At 65.6% G+C, this 20,853-nt stretch carries 20 protein-coding genes and 1 pseudogene; 12 read left to right on the forward strand and 9 right to left on the reverse strand.

Annotation, left to right across the window (positions count from 1 at the left end; all coding sequences use genetic code 11):
• Positions 1-332: 332 nt before the first annotated feature.
• Positions 333-854 (reverse strand): nucleoside deaminase, encoded by a 522-nt coding sequence (locus CIW48_RS27740; protein ID WP_149313648.1) that lies wholly within the window; start codon positions 852-854, stop codon positions 333-335.
• A gap of 107 nt (positions 855-961) precedes the next feature.
• Here CIW48_RS27740 and CIW48_RS27745 point away from each other — a divergent pair, with 107 nt between their 5' ends.
• Positions 962-1,414 carry a GNAT family N-acetyltransferase gene (locus CIW48_RS27745; RefSeq protein WP_173009423.1) on the forward strand — a complete coding sequence of 151 codons (453 nt, stop codon included), beginning with the start codon at positions 962-964 and terminating at the stop codon, positions 1,412-1,414.
• On the opposite strand, the gene CIW48_RS27750 is transcribed toward CIW48_RS27745, so the two are convergent.
• The 4 genes from CIW48_RS27750 to CIW48_RS27765 all read right to left on the reverse strand — a co-directional run bounded on the left by CIW48_RS27750 (position 1,404) and on the right by CIW48_RS27765 (position 5,040).
• A complete protein-coding gene (locus CIW48_RS27750) occupies positions 1,404-1,949 on the reverse strand; it encodes a GrpB family protein (protein ID WP_149313650.1) in 546 nt (181 codons plus the stop codon). The two genes, CIW48_RS27745 and CIW48_RS27750, sit on opposite strands and share 11 nt — an antisense overlap.
• Positions 1,949-2,611: a DUF2268 domain-containing putative Zn-dependent protease gene (locus CIW48_RS27755; RefSeq protein WP_246695444.1), complete on the reverse strand. Its 663-nt coding sequence runs from the start codon at positions 2,609-2,611 to the stop codon at positions 1,949-1,951. Before CIW48_RS27755 ends, CIW48_RS27750 begins: the two co-directional genes overlap by 1 nt.
• 325 nt (positions 2,612-2,936) lie before the next feature.
• Positions 2,937-3,662, reverse strand: coding sequence for an alpha/beta fold hydrolase (locus CIW48_RS27760; protein ID WP_149313651.1), 726 nt, complete (start codon positions 3,660-3,662; stop codon positions 2,937-2,939).
• 424 nt (positions 3,663-4,086) lie between these two features.
• Positions 4,087-5,040: a GlxA family transcriptional regulator gene (locus CIW48_RS27765; protein ID WP_149313652.1), complete on the reverse strand. Its 954-nt coding sequence runs from the start codon at positions 5,038-5,040 to the stop codon at positions 4,087-4,089.
• A gap of 118 nt (positions 5,041-5,158) precedes the next feature.
• On the opposite strand from CIW48_RS27765, the gene CIW48_RS27770 reads away from it, so the two are divergent.
• From CIW48_RS27770 to CIW48_RS27780, 3 genes and pseudogenes are all read left to right on the forward strand, one after another.
• The gene (locus CIW48_RS27770) at positions 5,159-5,971 is read left to right on the forward strand and encodes an SDR family oxidoreductase (protein ID WP_149313653.1); all 813 of its coding nucleotides are present in this window, start codon (positions 5,159-5,161) and stop codon (positions 5,969-5,971) included.
• Positions 5,972-5,985: 14 nt separating this feature from the next.
• Positions 5,986-6,381, forward strand: coding sequence for a tautomerase (locus CIW48_RS27775; protein WP_149313654.1), 396 nt, complete (start codon positions 5,986-5,988; stop codon positions 6,379-6,381).
• A gap of 352 nt (positions 6,382-6,733) precedes the next feature.
• Positions 6,734-7,513, forward strand: a pseudogene (locus CIW48_RS27780) (alpha/beta hydrolase).
• Positions 7,514-7,660: 147 nt separating this feature from the next.
• Here CIW48_RS27780 and CIW48_RS27785 read toward each other — a convergent pair.
• Positions 7,661-8,251, reverse strand: coding sequence for a response regulator transcription factor (locus tag CIW48_RS27785; protein ID WP_149313655.1), 591 nt, complete (start codon positions 8,249-8,251; stop codon positions 7,661-7,663).
• Positions 8,244-9,830 (reverse strand): ATP-binding protein, encoded by a 1,587-nt coding sequence (locus CIW48_RS27790; RefSeq protein WP_149313656.1) that lies wholly within the window; start codon positions 9,828-9,830, stop codon positions 8,244-8,246. Before CIW48_RS27790 ends, CIW48_RS27785 begins: the two co-directional genes overlap by 8 nt.
• A gap of 223 nt (positions 9,831-10,053) precedes the next feature.
• Here CIW48_RS27790 and CIW48_RS27795 point away from each other — a divergent pair, with 223 nt between their 5' ends.
• The 4 genes from CIW48_RS27795 (at position 10,054) to CIW48_RS27810 (ending at position 14,844) form a co-directional block, all read left to right on the forward strand.
• The gene (locus tag CIW48_RS27795) at positions 10,054-11,730 is read left to right on the forward strand and encodes a DHA2 family efflux MFS transporter permease subunit (RefSeq protein ID WP_246695445.1); all 1,677 of its coding nucleotides are present in this window, start codon (positions 10,054-10,056) and stop codon (positions 11,728-11,730) included.
• A complete protein-coding gene (locus tag CIW48_RS27800) occupies positions 11,727-12,800 on the forward strand; it encodes a type III polyketide synthase (RefSeq protein ID WP_149313657.1) in 1,074 nt (357 codons plus the stop codon). Before CIW48_RS27795 ends, CIW48_RS27800 begins: the two co-directional genes overlap by 4 nt.
• 335 nt (positions 12,801-13,135) lie before the next feature.
• Entirely contained in the window at positions 13,136-13,789 is a 654-nt protein-coding gene (locus tag CIW48_RS27805; RefSeq protein WP_149313658.1) for a methyltransferase domain-containing protein, read from the forward strand.
• Positions 13,768-14,844 (forward strand): FAD-dependent monooxygenase, encoded by a 1,077-nt coding sequence (locus CIW48_RS27810; protein WP_149313659.1) that lies wholly within the window; start codon positions 13,768-13,770, stop codon positions 14,842-14,844. Before CIW48_RS27805 ends, CIW48_RS27810 begins: the two co-directional genes overlap by 22 nt.
• A 179-nt stretch (positions 14,845-15,023) precedes the next feature.
• Here the strand turns inward: CIW48_RS27810 and CIW48_RS27815 are convergent, their stop codons facing one another.
• Positions 15,024-15,968, reverse strand: coding sequence for an AraC family transcriptional regulator (locus tag CIW48_RS27815; RefSeq protein ID WP_149313702.1), 945 nt, complete (start codon positions 15,966-15,968; stop codon positions 15,024-15,026).
• A 209-nt stretch (positions 15,969-16,177) separates the two neighbouring features.
• Between CIW48_RS27815 and CIW48_RS27820 the strand changes: the two genes are divergently transcribed.
• From CIW48_RS27820 to CIW48_RS27835, 4 genes are all read left to right on the forward strand, one after another.
• Positions 16,178-16,945 carry an alpha/beta hydrolase gene (locus CIW48_RS27820; protein ID WP_149313660.1) on the forward strand — a complete coding sequence of 256 codons (768 nt, stop codon included), beginning with the start codon at positions 16,178-16,180 and terminating at the stop codon, positions 16,943-16,945.
• Positions 16,946-17,095: 150 nt separating this feature from the next.
• The gene (locus tag CIW48_RS27825; RefSeq protein WP_149313703.1) at positions 17,096-17,590 is read left to right on the forward strand and encodes a DUF302 domain-containing protein; all 495 of its coding nucleotides are present in this window, start codon (positions 17,096-17,098) and stop codon (positions 17,588-17,590) included.
• A 124-nt stretch (positions 17,591-17,714) separates the two neighbouring features.
• Positions 17,715-18,242 carry a hypothetical protein gene (locus CIW48_RS27830; protein ID WP_149313661.1) on the forward strand — a complete coding sequence of 176 codons (528 nt, stop codon included), beginning with the start codon at positions 17,715-17,717 and terminating at the stop codon, positions 18,240-18,242.
• Positions 18,243-18,363: 121 nt separating this feature from the next.
• Positions 18,364-18,846: a DUF2165 domain-containing protein gene (locus tag CIW48_RS27835; RefSeq protein ID WP_149313662.1), complete on the forward strand. Its 483-nt coding sequence runs from the start codon at positions 18,364-18,366 to the stop codon at positions 18,844-18,846.
• 679 nt (positions 18,847-19,525) lie between these two features.
• On the opposite strand, the gene CIW48_RS27840 is transcribed toward CIW48_RS27835, so the two are convergent.
• Positions 19,526-20,791 (reverse strand): cytochrome P450, encoded by a 1,266-nt coding sequence (locus tag CIW48_RS27840; RefSeq protein WP_149313663.1) that lies wholly within the window; start codon positions 20,789-20,791, stop codon positions 19,526-19,528.
• Positions 20,792-20,853: the final 62 nt, after the last annotated feature.

The following is a 20,853-nucleotide window of genomic DNA, read 5'->3' on the forward strand; positions in this document are numbered from 1 at the left end:
GCGCAGGTCCACAGACAGGGGTGAAGGCATGAGCAAGCTCCTTCACCCACCAACGCGCTACCCGCAAACCCGTCTCAAGCGGCGCGGGACCGGCTCTAGGAGCGCGTCTGAGTAACGGGGTTTGGAGCCGGGATGGAGCGGCGAGGCCTGAGCAGAGGCTGCGGCTTGGCGGGCTCAGCGGCCGCCCTGTGCCAGCTTCAGCAGGTTGTGGGCGGGGCGCTGCCAGAAAAGCGGACAGCCTCCTATCGACCCAACTCAGCCGCAGAGATGGTTGCAGAGGCTTCCCCGAAAGCGGCCATAGCTCTGCCACCATCTACGGTGTGTTCGGAGGTTCAGCAGCCGGTTGACGGTGCGCGCACAGCCTCAGCGAACTCTGCAGCACCGCCGTTCACCCAGAACTGCTCGTGCGTGGTGTCGAGGAACCGGCGGAACAGTTCCCGCGCCTCTTCCCTACGGATCCCCCGACTTACAAGCAGCGGTCGGCTTTGATGCCGAGGAGGTAGTGCGGCGTCAGAAATTTGCGCGCAGCCCCGGTAGGCATCCTCCATCGCGTAAACCAGTCTTGTGACGGGCAGGTGTCTCAGCGTTCCCCAGCACATGATGCAGGGTTCGAGCGTCGTATAAAGACACAAGCCATCTTGGCGCGAGAAGCTGTAATTACCTTGAAATGCCGAGTGGAACACGACCATCTCAGCGTGGTCGAGATGGTTCGATCCCATAGCCTTGTGTCCGGTTGCAATGACTTGTTGCCCGGCTGCCAATACGGCCCCAACGGGAAAGTACGCCTTGGCTAAGGCCCGCTGAGCCTCTCCGAGCGCGTGGCCCATCATCAAGCGGTCGAGGGCTTCGTCCATGCTGAAGGTCTAGAGGACACACCATGGTCCGAGAAGGGTCCGGCGAGTTCGAACCGGCAACTTTGACTTGGGGTGCAATGCAGACGTCGAATGGGTATGCTCGACCGATGGCTCCCGCCCTCATTCGTGTTGCCAGCGAGGCCGACTGGCGGATCTATCACGCTATCCGACGCACCGTTCTCTGGGAGGAGCGGGGACTTACCGGATATGACGAGACCCGCGCCGAAGAGCGATTGCCCGACCACCACCCCCTTTTGCTGATGTTCAACGGGCAGGGGATAGGCACGACAAGGCTTGATGATCTGCGGGACAGCACGGGCATCATTAGGCTCGTGGCGATCGCTGCCGCCGTTCGTGGACGGGGTCACGGGCGCATCCTGAACGCCAGGGTGGAGGAGCACGCACGCGGTCTAGGCATCGGCATCTTGTTCGTGAACGCGGCTGCGGACGCCGAAGGGTTCTACGCCGCGACAGGGTGGCATCGCTTCGAGGGCGATCTGCCACGGATGCTCGGACGCGATGCCAACTGCGTTCCAATGCGGAAGGAGATCAGCCGTTAGAGGTGGAACGCCGCCAATCAGCCAGAGCAGCGGCTTCAACGGCTTCGATCCACGCGCTCTTGCACGCACCATACGCGTGAGAGTTGTCGGGATGAAGCGCCCGGCACCGGACTTTTTCCTGCTCATAGGAGGCGACGAGCTCTGGCCGTTTCCGAAGGTACTCGCGAAATGCGAGGTGGCGGTCGATGTCGGGCGATCCCGCGGTGTAGCAGTGCAGTTGCACGAGCCGCCGCCCAGACAGGGGCTCGTCCTTCGTCGCGTAGCGCCGCCCCGGCAGTCCGAACTCGCCCCACCATGCGAAGCCGATAGCTTCGAGGTCATTTCTGCGCCGATCCAGCTCATGGAGGTCGCCGACGACCGGCATGAGATCCAAAATGGGCTTTGCTGTCAGACCTGGGATAGCGGTCGATCCGATGTGGTGGACGGCAAACAAGATTGGCTTGAGCGCGACGCGCAGGATCGCGGCCTGCGCCTCAGCCGCTTCTGACCAGTGCGGGTCGTGTTCGGCCAACTCGACCTTGAATGGGGGCGGCATCAGGTGGTCAACAACGTGCGCCCGCGCGCGGCGTCGATTACCACATGCGCGGGAACGTTGATCCATGCGTCACCGCTAAGGTCGGCTCCCGCTTCCAGCCAATCGCCCACGATACGATAGCCTAAGGTGTAGCCGAGCCAACGCGGATACCGTCCCCCGAAGCCGAAGAACCACGCACGGTGGTCGTGCCCGTTGCCGACGAGCGTCGCGGTGTCCGGCAAGTTGGCCGCGAGCACCTCGTCGGTCACGGCACATTCCCACGGCTCGGGCAGCGAGTTGAACAGGCGGCTCACGAACTGCCCCGCCAGGCCCTCGCTCACCAGGGCCTCACCCAGCGTCCAGCCGTAGCCGGGTCCAGCCATGCGCAAGCAGTGGTGGGCCTCGTGCGCCACAGTCCGGCGCAGGTCTCCATCACGAAGCGCATGGGAGAAGTTTGGGTTGTCGGGGTCGATAGTGAGGGAGAACAGGCCAGGGCGCATCGCCAGTCCCGTCGTGCCAGTCTCTGGGATCACTGCGCCGGGCAGGCGCTGCACGAGTATGTCGAGCGGCGACACCGGCAAGACGCCCGCTACAGCCATTCGAGCGATCTCAACCTCTTCGGCGATGGTGCTACGCCAGGGATCCAGATCGCCGGACGCCTCAAGCCAATGTAGCCGCCACATTATCCTGAACCTCGTCGGGCTCCATAGCCTCATCCTGCCGGGGTTGGCAGGACGGGACAACTCCGCCTACGTCTCGGAGACAGGCGCGGCCGCGTCCGCTTCCACGCATTGCCGACCGGAAGCGGATCGGCGGGAAACCACCCAGCGGAGACGTTCAGGGAGTGATGCGTGGCGGCCGTCGTTGGCCGAAAGCGGAATGACCGCTTCGGAGAAGGCCGGCCGGAAAACCGGACGGCCTCCTACCGACCCAACCCGGTCGGAACGGCATGGGAGAGGCACCGCTGGAAAGCGGACGCTGCTACCATCGCAAGTAGCTCTTCCGCCCTCAGTCTGCTTGCCGAATATGCTCAAGCGCAGCGACCAATTCGCTCGGGCGAGAAAAGAATGGCGAGTGATCGCTCTCCAACGCGACGGTGTGCGAAACTGGAGTGGCTCGTTGCATGGCTTGCTGTTGAGCGATCGGGATCGCCTGATCTTTCGCGCACGTGATGTAGGCTCGTCGGACCGACCCGAAGCGAGGCTCAGTAACGTGGATCGGCGTCGACCAAATCTTAGTTGTCTCGGGAATAAGGCGTTCGCACGCGAACTGCACGAGCGGTTCAGGCGTTTCGTTGTAGAAAAATGTTTTGACGCCTTCGCGGCTGACGGTACAGTTTCCGTCATCATCAAATATTATTGCCTTACTAAACGCCTCGGCATTGACCGATTCCTGCACGATATCATTTAACGTCTGACCATCTTTGAGAAGAAAAGCGCATAGATAAACGAGTGACGCGATTTTATGAGGTATGCGTTCGGCCACTTCACTGATGATGAGGCCGGCGCGGCTGTGCCCGACGAGAATGACCGGTTCGTTCTGGGCGGCAGTAATCGCGGCAACCTGATCCGCCCAAGCTTGGAGCGGCTGTTTTGCCGCGGAGTGCTGACCGGAGATCACGTCGTACAGATCGGGTGTCAGAACGCGATGTCCGGCTCGCTCAAGCAGCGGCACGACCTGCGACCAACACCAACTACCGTGCCACGATCCAGCAACGAGTATGTAGATAGCCATTCGACACCCTTTCTGGCGTACGTCGGTGTCTCTTGGTCATGCCTCGTTACAGTATGATTTCAGGTGGGGTTCGATACGTAGTGCGCGTTTGAGGTCCCATTGGACGTCGGCGTTCAGATCGAGCTTCCTGAACCGCGGACGGCTCATGTGGGTCGAAAGCGGTTCCGGCGGCGATGTCGGCTGCAAGACGTTGTCGTCCGAAAATAGACCGTCTCGAAACCGCCTATCTAAGATGTTTAGGTGAGCGCTTCGTGGTGGCAAATGTGGTCGAAAACCGCCGGCCTGCCTCTGCGCTGACCTACTAGAAAATCGGACGCGCTGCCAAAACTCGAATTAGACAGATTTACTTATCAGAACGTCGCAATGAAACAGACGTTCGGGGCAAATTATTCTGCAAGGGGTGTTTGACCGCGGGTGGCCAACGCTACGCATTTGTCGTATTCAAATCCCCACGCGCATTACGCCGGATAGCCTGTGGCGGCTGCCCGAACGCTCGAAGGAACGCGCGACGCATCCGGTTGCGGTCTGCGAAGCCGGTTTGGTCGGCGACGGCGTCAATAGGATGCCGGCTGCGTTCCATCAAAACTCGCGCAGCCTCGATCCGGAGGTTCTCGACCGCCTTGGCCGGCGACTGGCCGGTCTCGGCATGGAACACACGGCTGAACTGGCGCGGGCTGAGGTGGGCGGCTTGCGCCAACTCCTCGACCGAGAGCGGGCGGTGGAGGTTCTGCTTGGCGTAGGTCAGGGCCGCCTGGATGCGGTCCGACTTCGCGTCGAGGTCGAGCAGTGTCGAGAACTGCGACTGGCCACCGGCTCGGCGATGGTAGAGCACGAGCTTCTTGGCGATCTCCTTCGTCATCTCGTGGCCGAGATCCGCCTCGATCAGAGCGAGCGCGAGGTCGATGCCGGCGCTCATGCCCGCCGACGTCCAGATAGGGCCGTCGTTGATGAAAATGCGATCCGTGTCGGCCGTGCATTGTGGGAATTGGGCCTGTAGCTCCCGCGCATGCATCCAGTGAGTTGTGACCCGCCGCCCGTCGAGCAGTCCGGCCTCGCCGAGGACGAAGGCCCCCGTGCAGATGGCGGCGACGCGCCGGGCCTGAGCGGCCGCACGCTGAACGAGCGCGACGAGGCCCGGCGTCGATGATTGCACGAAGGTGCCGCCGCCGATGATCAGCGTGTCGAAGGGCGCCTCGCCGAATGCCTTCGTCTCCATATTCATGCCGGCCGAGGCACTCACCGGCCCTCCATGCTCAGATATGAAGTGGATGTCATAGGTCGCTTCGTCCGACGCGAGGTTGGCGACCTCAAAGGCCGGCACGGCCGCCAGCGCCATCATCGAGTAGCCGGGATAGACGACGAAGCCGACGCGCTGCATGCCCGCCTCCTATGACCTAAATCGACGCAACTATGACATTTGCGCCGAGCTGGGGCAACGGTAGCTTCCTTCCATCGAGCGCCGCCAAGCCGTGGCGTGAACGAAGAGGAGAACGACGATGTCCACTCAATCCAATAAGGGCCTCGCTGTCGTGACCGGCGCATCGGCCGGCATCGGCGCGGTCTACGCCGACCGTCTCGCCAAGCGGGGGTACGACCTCCTGCTGGTCGCCCGCAACGATGAGCGCCTGCAGGCGCTGGCCGACCGCTTGACCCGCGAGACGGGGCGCAAGGTCGAGCCGTTCAAGGCCGACCTGAGCCGCAAGGACGATCTCGCGCGCCTGGAGGCTCGCCTGCGCGAGGACGCGAGCATCACCATGCTCGTCAACAACGCCGGGATCGGCTCCGTCGCCTCGACCCTTCAGGCCGACGTAGAGGCGATGGACGCGATGATCCAGCTCAACATCACCGCCCTGACCCGCCTGACCTACGCGGTCGCTCCCGCTTTCGTGGCGCGGGGATCGGGGACCATCATCAATATCTCGTCCGTGGTCGGCATCGCGGTCGAGATGCTGAACGGCGTCTACAGCGCATCGAAGTCCTATGTCCTCAGCTTCGGCCACGCGCTGCAGAAGGACCTCACGGACAAGGGCGTGCGCGTCCAGACCGTGCTGCCCGGCGCGACGGCCACAGAATTCTGGGATGTCGCAGGATACGCGGCGCAGAAGACGTCCGCGATCACCATGTCGGCGGCCGATCTGGTCGACGCGGCCTTGGCCGGTCTCGACCAGGGCGAGCTTGTCACCATCCCGGGCCTGCAGGATGCGTCCGACTGGACGCGCTGGGAGGAGGATCGCCGGGCCCTGGCCGCCAAGTTCGGCAACGCCAAGCCGTCGGCGCGCTACGGGCTTGCGACCGCGAACGCCGCCTGAACTTGGAGCCATCCATGCCGTACCTTCAGCTGGACGTCATCGGCCCCCATCCCGTGGCCTCCAAGAAGCGCCTCGCGGCGCAGATGAGCCGGACCTATGCGGAGATGATGGCGGTCGACATCAGGCGGATCAGCGTCGCCATCCGCGAACTCGGCGAGGGTGGCGTGTGGCGGATGCCGGAAGTCGGCGGCGAGCCGGTGCCGGTGTCCGTGATGATGCTGGACATCCGCAAGGGACGCTCGGCCGAGTTGCGGATGGAGGTCGCCAAGGCGCTGTGCGCCCACTGCATCGAGATCCTCGGGTTGCACAAGGATCGCCTCAACGTTGAGTTTACGCAGCATTCCGGCGACGAGATGTATCACCCGACCCTCGGGGGCTACAGCCCCGAGTGGTCTCCGAACGAGCGATGATCCGTGTCGCAAACGGTTCTGGCCGAAAGCGGCAGGTCCGCTCTCGGATAGCCCGGGTATCGAAGTGGACACTCCGCGGTTGACTCGACGATGCATCCCTCCGTCGGGGGGGCGGCATAATGCGCATGCTCTCGGCTGCAGCTGCGCGCAGTACGATTGAAGGCCGGTCGGCTCGCCGCGCTGGAGCGCTCGCATTCAACAGTTACGTGAGATCTATCTGCAGACGAAGATTGTGGCCGCCGGCCCCTGCTCACAGCGGGCGCCGGCCGTCAACGGATGTATCCTTCCCGCACCGCCGACGAACAGGGACGGCACATCCTGCACCTGTCGAACCGGAACTGAGATGGCCGCCATGATGACTCGGAGACTGTTCAGCCAAACGCTCTTCGCCAGCGCCGCCGCCGCGCTGCTTCCCGGGACGGCGCCGGCCTAGGATCTGCCGCGTGCGCGCAGCGTCGTCCTGGTCCACGGACTGTTCGCCGACGGGTCGTGCTGGTCCGAGGTGATCCCGCGGCTGCAGGAGAAGGGCCTGAACGTCACCTCCGTGCAGAACCCGCTGACCACCTTCGAGGAGGCCGTCGCGTCCGCACGGCGGGTTCTAGCCCGGCAGGAGGGACCGACCGTCCTCGTGGGCCACTCGTTCTCCGGCATGATCGTGACCGAGGCCGGGATCGACCCGAAGGTGTCCGCCCTCGTCTACGTCGCGGCCCGGGCGCCCGATGCCGGCGAGGATTACACCGCGCTGGCCAAGACCTATCCGACGCCGCCGGCCTCGGCCGGAATCGTGTTCGACGGCGACGAGGGGCGCCTGAGCGAGGCGGCCTTCCTGAGAGACTTCGCGGGCGACCTACCGGCGGACCGAGCCAAGGTTCTGTTCGCGGTCCAGCAGCCGTTCCACAAAGCGTTGTTGGCCGGGAGGACAACCCAGGCGGCGTGGCGATCGAAGCCGAGCTTCTACGCGGTGTCGACCGAGGACCGGACCATCAACCCGGACCTCGAACGGTTCATGGCCAAGCGCATGAACGCGAAGACCGTGGAACTCGCGGCGAGCCACCTGTCCCTAATTTCGCAGGCACCATACGTCGCGGACCTCATCCTTGAGGCTGCCGGCCAACCCCTAGGACGTCGCTGACCGGACAGTCCCACGCATGCTGATCCGCGCCACGGCTTCCCCGGGCTGCAGGCAAGGACCGTCGCATGTCTGATCGGACGAAGGACATCATCATGGGGAGCGCGCGACCAGACCGTCTGCCGGAACCGTTCGCGCGGCCGAAATCCGTCAATCGATCAACCGCAACGAGAGCGCACGGGCCACCGCATGCGTTCTATTGACGACGTTCAGGCGCTTCATGGCCTGGTCGAAATGGAAGTTGACGGTTCGCTCCCGCAGATCGAGGATCAGGGCGATCTCGGCGGACGTTTTCCCGCGGCTGGCCCAGGTCAACACTTCCCGTTCCCGGCCGGTCAGATGGCCCAACGCGTCTTGGCTCTGCCCGCCTCGACCCGCGCGGAGACGATGCTCCACCACGACAGCCAGCATCTCGAAGTCGACCGGCTTGGTGAGATAGTCATCCGCGCCCTTCCGGCGCGCGGCGATCTCGCTGCCGCGATCGTCGAGCGCCGTGAGGAACACGAATGGGATCCGCGCGAGGTGCGGGGCGGTCGCAGCCAGTTGCTCGAGCAAGTCCAGGCCGTTCATCCCCGGCATGCGCACGTCGCACAGGACCAAGTCCGGAGGTGACATTTGGATGGCCGACAAACCCGCCTCCCCGTCCGAGGCGAGTTCCACCGTGTATCCGAGGTCGACCAGGGCTTCCGCGAGCAGGCTCGCTGTCTCCTCGTCGTCGTCAACGCAGAGTATCCTAGGCATGCTCCGGCTCCGGGGATGACAGCGCCCCGTCTCGCGGCAGCGCCAGCATAGCACGGGTTCCGCGGCCCTCTTCGCTCTCGATGACCAGGCGGCCACCATGGCGGCGTGCAATCTCCTCCACGAGGCTCAGCCCGATCCCCGTGCCCGGTATCGTGCCGACGTTGCTCGCCCGGTAGTAGCGCTCGCGGATGCGTCCGATCTCGCCGCGCGGGATGCCCACGCCCTCGTCCTCGACGACGATCTCGACGCCGGCGCCGGACGGGTATGCCCGCAGTCGGACGGGGTCGCTGTTCGACGCATACTTGAACCCATTCGAGAGAAGGTTGCTGACGGCCAGATGCAAAAGGTCGGGATCGCCGACGATCTCCAGCGATGCATCCGACATGTCGTCGACCAACTCACCACCCATCCCGATCTCGCGATAGTACCGGCACAACGACCGCAGCATCGCGGCGAGGTCGAAGCGGCGCATGCGCGGGCGGAAGTTTCCGCCGGTATCCTCCAGCGCCCGCGATAGGCCCGACATCAGGCTCGCGATCCGGAACACGGCGGACCGGATGCGGTGTGCCCGATCGGCGATGTCGCCCGGCTTGGCCCGGTCCTTGGTCGCGATCAGCCGCTGCGCGTTTCCGTCGATCGCCATCAGCGGCGTGCGGAATTCATGCGAGACCGTCGTTATGAAGTTGCGCTGCTCGACGGCGAGCGCCCGCTCCTTCCGCAAGGCGGTGCTTAGCGCCCCGGATTGTATGGCTAGGCGCTTGCGCGACTCAAGAAGCTCGGTGGTATTGCTCCGGAACACCGCAAGCGCTCGCGCCATCGCCCCGATCTCGTCTGGCCGCTTCTCGTCGGGGAGCGCGAAGTCGGTCTCGTAATCCGCGAGACGCCGCATACGATCAGCCAGCCGCAGGAGCGGCTGCGAAATGGCGCGCCAGACGTAGACCGTGATGGCGAAGAACAGCGCCAGGGTCCCGAGCATCAGGTCGGAGACCCAGTCCTGAGCTTCCGCGATGGCCGCGGCCGCTCGGCCGCGGTCGGCCTCGGCGCGCGCTTCTGTCACGAGCGTCAGGGTGAAGGCGGCGTTACGGGCCGCGTCGAAGGTGGTCTTCGACTCGTCGTTGAACAGCAGGATTGCTTGGTCGGCCTCGCCGTCCCGGCTCAGCGCGGCCACGCGCTCCGCCACGGCTGCGTGCGCGCGCCACAGGTCTTGCAGCCGCACGAGCTCGCTCCGGTCCTCGTCTCGCCGGAGCAGCTCCGCGTAGCGTGTCATCACTTCCGCGAGATGGGCGGACATGCGCTGCAGCGACGCCAGGCGATCGGGGCGGTCCACGGGATCCGGGCCGAGAAGGATTTCGGCCTCCGCGGTGCGCGCGTCCGAGATCCCGTGGTTCAGACTCCCGAGGACCCGGATGCGCTCTAGCCAGCGGTGGTGCATCTCGCGGGAGAGCGCGTCGGCATGTTCGAGCCTATCCAGGCTGAGGAGGCGGGCGCCCTCCGTCGCGGCCATAAAGAGGAGCACCATGAGACCGAGCTTCGCGACCAGGGAGTGGCGCCAAGCCAGAGTCTTGCGCAGCAACGACATGGCGATCCCCAGCGGACCCGGTGGCCGGGCTTCGAAGGCTTAGGCCCAGCCTGTCCGATGTAAGCCTGTCAGATTTCACAGGATGACGCCGGGGGCCACGAACTGATCTGTAGACCGCGAGCCGGCGGACGGTCCGTCGCGCAGAGGGGTCACATGAGGATCGCCGTGATTTCGGACGCCGTGACGCCGACGGGCCACCTGCCCGCGGCTGGACGCCCCTGAAATGGCGCCGCGTCCCGTCGGTGCCGTTCGCTCGCGGATGCCCGATATCCGGCACGCGGCCCGGGCTGCCGTCCCGATCGTCCGCGACGTCGCGGACGCCGCCGATCGACCGGCTCCAACGGACCGGGGTGGGGCCAGTGCGCCTGCGCCGACCGCCGCGCCCCGAACATGGGCCGGCTTCGCCATCCTGTGCGTCGGCATGTTCATCGCCATCCTGGACATCCAGATTGTCGCGACATCCCTTCCGCGGATCCAGGCGGGTCTCGGGATCCCGCCGGACCGGATCAGCTGGGTCCAGACGGCATATCTCACCGCCGAGGTGCTCGTCATTCCGCTCACGGGTCCCCTCACGCGCCTGGCGAGCATGCGCCGGCTCTTCGTGACATCGGTGACCCTGTTCACGCTCGCGTCGTGCGGTTGTGCCGCGAGCGGCGGCTTTGCCTCGCTCATCGTCTGGCGCGCGCTCCAGGGCGCGTCCGGGGGCGCGTTGATCCCGACCGTGTTTTCAGCCGTCTTCCTGCTGTTCCCGCCGAACCGCCAGGGCATCGCCACGGCCGTCGCGGGAACGCTCGCCGTCCTCGCCCCGACCGCCGGCCCCGTCGTCGGCGGCTGGATCACTGAGACGGCGACCTGGCATTGGCTGTTCCTGATCAACGTGCCCGCCGGTCTCGTCTCGGCCATCGGCGGGTACTGGCTGCTGCCGCGTGACCGGCGGCGCGGACGGCTCGGCGAACTCGATGTGACAGCCCTAGGGCTCCTGGCCGTCGCCCTGTGCAATCTGGAGCTCGGCCTCAAGGCGGCCCCGGAATCCGGCTGGGTGGCGCCTGCAGCCGTCGCACATCTCGGCGCGAGCACAGTGGCCGCGCTCGTGTTCGTCCGCCGTACCCTGGCGGCTGCCCATCCGCTCGTCGAGCTCCGGATGTTCGCGGATCGCCGCTTCGCCGTGGGCTCGGCACTCAGCTTCGCGTGCGGGGTGGGCCTTTACGGTTGCGTCTACCTCATGCCGGTCTTCCTCGGCTACGTGCAGGGACGCAGGCCGCTCGCGATCGGCGAGATCATGCTCGTCACCGGCCTGGCGCAACTCGCCACGTCTCCGCTTGCCGTCGCCCTGGACGAGCGCGTCGACGCGACCGTGCTCGCCGTCCTCGGATTCGGTCTGTTCGCGGTCGGCTCGTTCCTGAGCACGACCCAGGCGGCCTCGATGGATCCTGGCGCGCTGGTCGTCCCGCAGATCGTACGCGGGCTCTCCATCATGTTCTGCCTGCTGGCGCCGACACGGTTGGCGCTGGGTCATCTGGCGGCCGAGAGCGTTCCGGATGCCAGCGGGCTGTTCAACCTCATGCGAAATCTCGGCGGTGCCGTCGGCCTCTCGCTGATCGACACCGTGATCTACGGGCGGATTCCCGGCCACGTATCCGATCTCGTCGCGCGACTCGCGTCCGGCGATCTCGACGCCGCGAAACTTGTTGGCATCCCGCCGGCCGTCTTCGCGGCCCAGTCGGGCAAGCCGATCAGCGAAGCAACGCGTGCCCTCGTCGCGCCGCTCGTCGAGAAGGCGGCCCTGACCGCTTCGATCGGCGATGCCTGGATGCTCGTCGGGACCCTCAACGTGGTCGCGATTGCCGCCCTGCTGCTCGTTCGCAGACGCGCCGAGCCGAGCCTGGAGCCGAAGCCATGACGGAAGCCTACCTCAACCGCATCGAGACGGCCGTCCCGCCCCACGACGTCCACGCGGCCTTCGCGGCCTTCGCCCGATCTCAGCTCGCTGACGACCGGCGCAAGCTGCGCATCCTGGACCGCATGGTGGAGCGCAGCGGGATCGAGCATCGGTATTCCTGCCTCGCGCCCGGGCTCGACCCGGGCAACGACGCCGTGGATGCCGACGGCCTCTATCGACCCGGGAGCTTCCCGACGACCGCGGCCCGCATGCGACTCTACGAGGAGCACGCCCCTGCGCTCGCGACGCGTGCGGTCGAGAAACTCCAACTCGGGGATCAGCGGGACCGCATCACCCATCTCGTGGTGTCGAGTTGCACCGGCTTCTCGGCACCGGGGCTGGACATCGACATCATCGAGCGCTGCGGTCTCAGGGGGTCGGTCGAGCGGACGATGGTCGGCTTCATGGGCTGCTACGCCGCGATCAACGCCCTGAAGATCGCGCGGCACATCGTTCGTTCGGAGCCGCAAGCCCGGGTCCTGGTGCTGAGCATCGAGCTTTGCACGCTGCACCTCCAGGAGACCTCTGATCTCGAGCAGATCCTGACATTCCTCCTCTTCGCGGACGGGTGCGCTGCCAGCATCGTCTCCGCCGATCCGACGGGGCTGAGGCTCGACGCGTTCAACGCCCTGCTCACGCCCGACACGCGACAGCTCCTGACCTGGCATATCCGCGAATCCGGGTTCGACATGGTCCTGTCGGGCCGCCTGCCTGCGGCGGTGCAGGAAGGGATCGGCGGTCGCGCTGACGAATTCCTGGCGGGACACCGGATTCCGGACGTCGACGCGTGGGCCGTCCATCCGGGCGGGCGGACCGTGCTCGACGCCGTGGAGCGCGCCTTCGCGCTGCCGCCCAGCGCTTTGGCGGTCTCGCGCAATATCTTGCGTCGGTTCGGCAACATGTCGTCGGCGACCGTCATGTTCGTGCTCGCCGCGCTTATGGATCAGGCGACGGCGGGCCAGGTCGGTTGTGCGATGGCGTTCGGCCCGGGTCTCGTCGCCGAAACGATGATGTTCCGAAAGGCGGCCTAGCTCCGCGCCTCCGGCGCCCGGATCCGGCATCCCGGGCGCGCCGGCCGTGATTCAAAGACGCTGCGACATCCGGGCGGGATGTCGGCGCCCGGTCTCCGCCCGTCTCCCGGCGCAAGGCGCGGGCATTCCGGTTCGGGAGGCGTCATTCGATGTCGACGCGCGAGAGGTGTTCGATGGCAACGACGGAGACCGAGATCGAGCGATGGCCGGAGCCGCCGACGCGCGGCCCCGACAGGGCACCGGTTCCGCAAGGTTCCGGGCCCTGCGGAACCACGGGGCGGCACGGGCCCCAGCGCCCGCGATCGCTAGCGGTCCGGGCCTCGGCGCAAGAACAGATGGATGCGCCGGATCTGCCCGAGGCCGCATACGCCGCGCTCCTTGTAGACCTCGCGCGCGTCAACCGGTGGACGCTGGCGGCGCGGCCAACCTTGGCCTTCCTGAGGCGGGCGGCTCGGCGCGCCGGGCGGCTCAGGCTCCTCGACGTCGGCTTCGGGCAGGGCGACATGCTGCGTCGGATCGCGCGCTGGGCGGCCCGGGAGGGCGTTCCCGTGGCGTTGGTCGGGATCGACATCAACCCCCGTTCGGCGCCGGTCGCCCGCGCGGCAACCGACGGCGCGCTCCGCATCGAATACCGCACGGGCGCCTACGCGGACCTCGCCGGAGAGGGCTGGGACCTGATCGTCTCGAGCCTGGTCGCGCACCACATGGATCACCCGGAACTGCTGGCATTCCTTCGCTTCATGGAAGCCGAGGCGCGTGTCGGCTGGCTGGTCAACGATCTGTACCGGCACGCCCTGCCCTATGCGGGCTTTCCGATCCTGGCGCGGGCGATGGGATGGCATCGGATCGTCCGCGAGGACGGCACGCTCTCGATCGCGCGCGCATACCGGCCGGCGGAATGGCCGCCGATCCTCGCCGAGGCCGGCATCGCCGATGCGTCAGTCTCTCGCCGCTTCCCGTTCCGGCTATGCGTCGAGCGCCTCCGCTGATCATCGGGGGCGGCCCGGCCGGTGCCGCCTCCGCCATCGGACTCGCCCGGGCGGGCCTGCGGCCGTTGCTGATCGAGCGGAATCCAGAAGCGCAGGATGCCCTGTGCGGCGGCTTCCTGAGCTGGACAACGGTCCGGCGCCTGATCGATCTGGGCGTTGATCCCGTTTCCCTCGGCGCCCATCGTGTCGAGGCGCTGGCGTTGTTCTCGGGGCGGCACGGCGCCGAAGCTCGGCTGCCCGCACCCGCCGTCGCCCTCTCGCGCCGCGTCCTCGACGAGGCCCTCCGGGCGCGCGCCCGGGCGGCGGGCGCGGCGATCGAGACCGGGATTGGGGTGCGGGCCCTAGCGGAAGGCCGGGTGCGTCTTGTCGACGGTGGCGAGATCCACCCGCCCTGCACGATCCTCGCGACCGGCAAGCATGATCTGCGCGGTGTCGCGCGCCCGCGCCCGGACGGGGACGCCGCGGTCGGGCTGCGCTGGCGCCTGGGTGCGAGCCGGGCGCTCGCGACGTTGCTCTCCGACCGGGTGGAGCTGCACCTGTTCCGCGGCGGGTATGCCGGATTGGTCATCCAGGAGGACGGCCGTGCCAACCTCTGCCTCGCCGTCCGACAAAGCCGCCTCAGCGAGGTCGACGGCGGACCGGATCGGCTCCTCCAGGCTGTCGCGGAGGAATCGCCCGCCCTCGGTCTGCGCTTGGCCGCGGCAACGCTCGGGCGCGCCCAAGCGGTCGCGAACGTACCCTACGGCTGGCGCGCGGGTGCGGGACCCGCGAACCTCTACCGGATCGGGGATCAGGCCGGGGTCATCCCGTCGCTCGCGGGCGAAGGGATCGCCATCGCGCTGTGCAGCGGTTTGGCCGCGGCCGATGCGATCGCGCGCGGTGAGCCGGCCGAACGCTTCCAGCGATCGTTCTCGCGCAGGTCGTCCGTCCCAATCGCTCTGGCCGGATGGCTCTGGCGCGCGGCGGAGACCCCCACAGCCGCCAGGCAGCTGGTGCGCGCTGTCGCCTCCGCGCCGGCGCTCGGGTATCTGGCCTCGCGGCTGACGCGGATCTGACCGCAGCTTGCCTCCGGCCCGACGCCGGTGGCGCTGGTGACCGAGGTGGATCGGGTCATCCGGGCAAGCCGGTCGTGGCTCTCGTTACGCCGGGCGCTCCACCTCTCCGGGGAAGCGCCGCCGATATGGGACCGGCCCGCTCCGCATGGCCCGGACTTCGGCTGATCGAAAGACCAGCGTTACAGGCCGTTCTCCTGCTGCGCGTCCCCTCTGAGGTGGCGGGTCGCTCTGTAACGGCCGGGCGACAGACCATGATGCCGGTGAAAAAGCTTTGAGAACGCGGCGACGGACTCGTAGCCGACGCCGGTCGCAATGCGTGCAATCCCCTGGTCACTCGTCTCGAGCAGGAAAGCAGCCTCCGACATCCGGCGCGCGATCAGGTAGCGGTACATCGACTGACCGACGAGCTTGGTAAAGCGAGCCGAGAACGCCGAGCGACCAAGCCCGACCTGTTGCCCCAGCTCGTCCAGTGTCCAAGACCGATCCAAGCGCTTGTGGATCAATCGAAGCGCCGGTCCGATATGTGGGTCCGTGATCGCCCCAAGCCAGCCGCCTTCGCCGGGACGCAGCGATGTCGACCAGCTTCGCAGCACCTCGACGAAGAGGACCTCCGTCAATCGTGAAAGGACCACGTCCTGGCCGGGACGCGGCTCCGCCGACTCACGCACCATGCGCCGCAGGATCTGCTCGAGCCACGCACCGTCCTCCGCCGATTTGAGGTGGAGGACGGGCGGAAGCAATTCCAACAGGCTGCTCCGCGATGGCTGTGCCACGGTGAACTTGCCGCAGATCATCGTGGAGCAGGGCGGGGCGCTGCCGCCATGGCGAACAATGCCGTGATGCGCGGACGACCGATCGAGATCGATGACCGAGAACGGTTCTGCTCGGCGATCCGAGTAGAATTCGTGGGGCTCGCCGCGCGAGATGACAACAAGGTCGCCCGCGCTCATGTGGAATTCTCGCTCCTGATCAAGCGCGAGCGTCGCCGAGCCATGGCTGACGTAATGGAACAGCGCGTACGGGCGTTGCGGGAGGGCCAGGTTCCAGGGATGGCCGAGCTCGAAATGGAACAGCAGCGTCCCACCCAGGCGCACGCGGTCGAGTACTTCGGCGAGGACGTCCATCATGGCGACGATAAGGTCCCGGACGATCGGACACAACACGCGGACGATCAAGCTCTACCGGTCAAGGGATAGTCATATTAGGTCGTGCAGAGGGCGTTGACGCATCGTGCCATCGTCCATCGTTCCTGACGCAAGGTTCAGGACGCGGATAATTCGCAGCGCCTAAACAACCGCGACCTCGCGTTATCCGCCCGTCGGCAGGAGTTGTTATGCAAAGTGTTGTTCTGCCCCTAGCCGCAGCCCTGATGTCTGCAACGACATTGGCCGCTGCGCACGCCACCGAGCTGCCCGAGGGCGCGGCTCACAATATTGTCCTTGTCCATGGCGCGTTTGTCGACGCATCGAGCTGGAAGCCCGTCGCCGATATCCTCACGAAAAAAGGCTACACCGTCACGCGCGTTGAAAATCCGCTGACCTCTCTTGCCGCCGATGTCGAGGCCACCGCGCAGGCGCTGGCAAAGCAGAGAGGCAAGACGGTTCTCGTCGGCCATTCCTGGGGTGGCGTCGTCATCACGCAGGCCGGGAACGATCCCAAGGTCTCGGCGCTCGTCTACGTTTCCGCCTTCGCGCCGGACGTGGGCCAATCGCTGGCGGACCTCGCCAAGAGCGGTCCGGTCACGGAAGGTGCCGCGGCGATACATCCCGACGACAAAGGCAATCTCTACATCGATCCCAAAGTCTTCCCCTCAGCGGTCGCGGCCGACCTTCCCCCGCAGATCGCCCAGTCGCTGGCGAACCATCAGCTTCCGTTGAGCCACACGGCGTTCGAAGCGCCGGTCGATGCGGCCGCTTGGCACCACAAGCCGACGTTCTACGTGATCAGCACGAAGGACAAGGTGATCGCACCGGAAGTCCAGAAACTGTTTGCCGCCGCTATGACGGCCCAGACGACGGAAGTCGCCGGCAGCCATGCCTCGCTCGTCGTTCACGCGAACGAAGTCGCCGCGGCGATCGAGAAGGCCACGCTCGCCAAGTAACAGGGCCGCTCCCGGTCCGTCCGCGTCGGGAGCGGCTGCGCCTGCCGAGAGATGTGCCGCCTGGATAACGTGCCGGCGATTGCGTGATCGTTCTGACGTTCCGTCATGAACGCACGCGATCCATCGAATGTATTTCGTGCGGAGGCGATAATGAATGTGGATAAAATTGCCGTCGAGCGGTTTAAAATTCTGAGCTCCAGACCGTTCGACGCTGTCGTGACGGCGCTCAAATCCGCGGTCGGCCAGCCGGACTGGAACCAATTCGTTCGGGCGTCGCAGGCTGCAACCTCCGCCTCGGATTTCGAGCGCGTTGTGCAGCGTGGGCTCGGCCGCACGGGTTTCATGCTCTTTGCGGAATTCGACCTGGGTGCCGTTCTGCGACGCGAATCCAAGTCCGACGCACCCAAGAGCGTGCGTTTTCTGATGGGCAATCCCCTCATCATGAAAGAGATGGTCAAGCACGTGCCCGACGCGGGGTCCTATGCTCCGGTCACGATCCTTGTCGATGAACGGCCCGATGGCGTGCACCTCTCCTATGACAGGATGGAGAGCTATCTGCTGCCCTATGGCAACACGGAAGCTCTCGCCGTTGCCCGCGATCTAGATGCGAAGATCACGGCCTTGCTGCGGGACTGTGCAAGCTAAGACCGCCTGATCAGGGTTCGGCCGGCGAGCCTTGGCGTCTCGGGGCTGCGGGACCGCGCCGCAGGAATGATGCGTCGTTCGGCTGTCCGGCCGACAGGCTCGAAATGGGGAAGGAAATTACGGCATGTCTAAGCGCTGTCTTGCCAGCTTCACCGCCGCGGTTCTTTTCACCGCGGCTGCCGCGGGAGCATCGGCCGCCCAGGCGGAGCCTCTGGATTCCGCGAGCGTCGGTGCGATCAGGGCGCAGTTCAATCGGCTGATGGAACTGGCCAACAAGCACGATTTCAAAGCTTTGCATGATATGTTCTGGCAATCGCCGACAACCCTGTTGGTGGCGAAGAGCGCGAACCCGGCCGAGGGAAACTGGGCTGGCTATTGGGGCAACGAGGCAATCGATCAAAAGCTGCATGACATCGGCAGCTCCGGTCCGGTCGTGCTCGAGCCCGACTATTCGAAGCTCAAGGTGGTCGGACTGACGCACGACGTCGCGGAGTCTTACGTGCCGATGAACATCACCGTTTCGTACGCGGGACAGGACGGAACGCCCAGACCCTTTCTGATGATCATCAATTGGCTGCGCATCGGGACGGACTGGAAGGTCGCCGCCGAGATTATTCTCCCCGTACCGCCAGCACCCGCGACAAAGGGCTAGATAAGGCACTCCGCAGGTGTCCGATACCGGCTCGCCCGCCTCCTGCGCCGAAGGCTTCGCCCTGAGCTTGCGGCCGCGAAACCCGAAGCCGCGAGCATATTCCGCCATTGGAGGCTCAGGCATGTGGTTGCGCCTGTCGAAAATTGCCCTGGTGGCCTCGATCGCCCTGACATGCAGCCTGGTGGCACTGGGGAACATCGTAGACCCAAATCTGAATCTGGCATTCTTGCAGCATGTCCTGTCGATGGACACCATTTCGCCGGACCCTAGCGTCCGCAATCGAGCTATCATCAATCCTGAGCTGCAATGGTTTGCCTTCATCCTGATTGTGTTGGGGGAGACTCTGGCCGCACTGCTCCTATGGCTCGGCGCGATCCAGATGCTCCGGCACCTGACGGCGGCCGGTCCCCGTTTCGCGCGCGCCAAAACGCCGGCCATCGTCGGGCTCAGCATCGGATTCATGATCTGGCAGGGTGGGTTCCTGGGCATTGGCGGTGAGTGGTTCGGTATGTGGATGTCCAAGACATGGAACGGTCAGGAATCGGCCTTCCGATTCGCCATGATGATGCTCGGCGTGCTGGTCTATTTGGTCATTCCGGATTGAGAAATGGTGCGTGATTCTTAAATGATGTTTCATATACATGCCCCGGGACGTCCGCTTGCTCCGATGCCGTCCTAGGTTTCATCATTGCCCCTCCTTGAGCGCCCGCGCGAGGCAGGCCTCGGCGGGCCAGCTGTCTGACGCCGGCAGCAGCGTTGCACCGAGGACGGCGGCGAAGATAATGACGCCTGCGTCGGGTTTGGCGGCATCTACGAGTTGTTCGATGGCCGGCTCTAGTCATCGGACGGCACCTGCGCCGGAAAATCAAATACTATCCTGCAAAACTTGAGAAGGAAATCAGGCATAACTTGTCAACGTCTAGATTTTTACAACGACTTATGTTCAGAGATGTCGGATCCGGACCTATGCGGGCACGGCATTAACACAACGATCGATTGGGTCGCAGTCATTGAGCGAGCATCGCTCGCCTGTCCGGCATCATTTTGATGTCCGCTTCCGGGTCGCATGGCTCGCTCGCTCAACGACCGAATCGGGCGCCAAGCCGAACGTCCGTTCCCGCGCGTGCTGGCGAAATGGCGTGACGTAGTCTGGCCGTAAGCGGCACGTCCGCTTACGGATATCAGAGCCGGCGAAGCGGACGCTCAGTCCTGAGGTATGTGGCCGACAGCTACGATCAAATTGTCATTAATCCAGACCGCTCACGACAGCGTAGCGGCAAGACTCATTGGATTCCGTCGATGGCAATCCCGAGTTGCTGAGGGCCCCGCAGTGAGGCGCCTGGCCGGTAGGGCGGCGGGTTCTGGAGAAGGCGTGGGGACACGAGCCTGCGGCTCAGTGCGACGAGGGCGATCTCGGCCTCGATCCGCGCGAGCGGCGCACCGATGCAGTAATGCAGGCCGCCACCGAAGCCGAAGTGCTGGTTATCCTCACGGTCGGGGTCGAAGCGGTTGGGTTCGGGAAAGCGAGCGGGGTCGCGGTTGCCGGCGGCGAAGACCAGGATCACCGGTGCGCCTTTCGGGATGGTCTCGCCGGCGATCTCGATAGCCCCAAGCGCCTTTCGGGTCCGGAAGTGCACCGGCGGATCGAAGCGCAGCAATTCCTCGATCAGCCGCGGCGCCCGCTCGGGGTCGGCGCGCAGCCGCTCCAACTCGTGCGGATGGCGCAGAAGCTGGAGCATCCCATTAGTGATGAGGTTCACCGTGGTCTCGTGGCCCGCCACGAGCAGCAGGACGGCGGTGGCGATCAGGTCGAAGTCGCCCATCCGCTTGCCTCCGGCGGAGGCCGGGGCGGCAAGGCCGCTCAGCATGTCGTCGGCCGGGCGCCGCCGCTTCTCGCGGATCAGGTCGCGCATGTAGGCGGAGATCTCGTCGAAGGCCGCCACGGTCCTGTGGCGGCCCCCCTCGTCGTAGCGGGCGTCCGGCTCTATGGCGGTGGCAAGTTGCGTCGCCCAGACTTGGAACCGCGGCTCGTCCGCCTGCGGCACGCCGAGAAGCTCGCAGATCACCGTGACCGGGAGCGGGTAGGAGAAGTCATCCACCAAGCAGATCCTGTCGCGGCCACGACATGCGTCGATGAGCCTATCGACCTCGCGCACGATGCCTTCACGCAGCGCGTTCACCCGCCCCACCATGAATTGGCGCATCACGAAGCGTCTTAAGGTGTCGTGGTCCGGAGGGTCGCGGAAGATCAGCGGGCGATGCGCGGTGACGATCCGGTTCTTGATCGGGTTGAGGAACCAGTCTCTCAGCGGGTTTCCGGTGTGAGGTCGTCGCGACGGCGGCAGGTCCTCGGAGCTGAGACGCGGGTCGAAGATCAGGCTTCGGATCGCAGCGTGCGAGCTCACGACGTAGCTGCCATCGCGCTGTCGCGAGACCGGGATCTCCCTCAACCGCGCGTAGAGAGGGTACGGGTCGGCGCGATTGTTCTGTAGAATGATCTCGGAGAACAGCACGTCCGGCTCCCCGGTGTAAGAACTGGCGTCAGGCATGTCGTGTCGCTGCCAAGTGCAGGCTCACCTGTCGGGTTGGCGGCTTCGTGGCCACCGAGCCT

The sequence above is a fragment of the Methylobacterium sp. P1-11 genome (assembly GCF_008329595.1).
Taxonomy (GTDB): Bacteria; Pseudomonadota; Alphaproteobacteria; order Rhizobiales; family Beijerinckiaceae; genus Methylobacterium.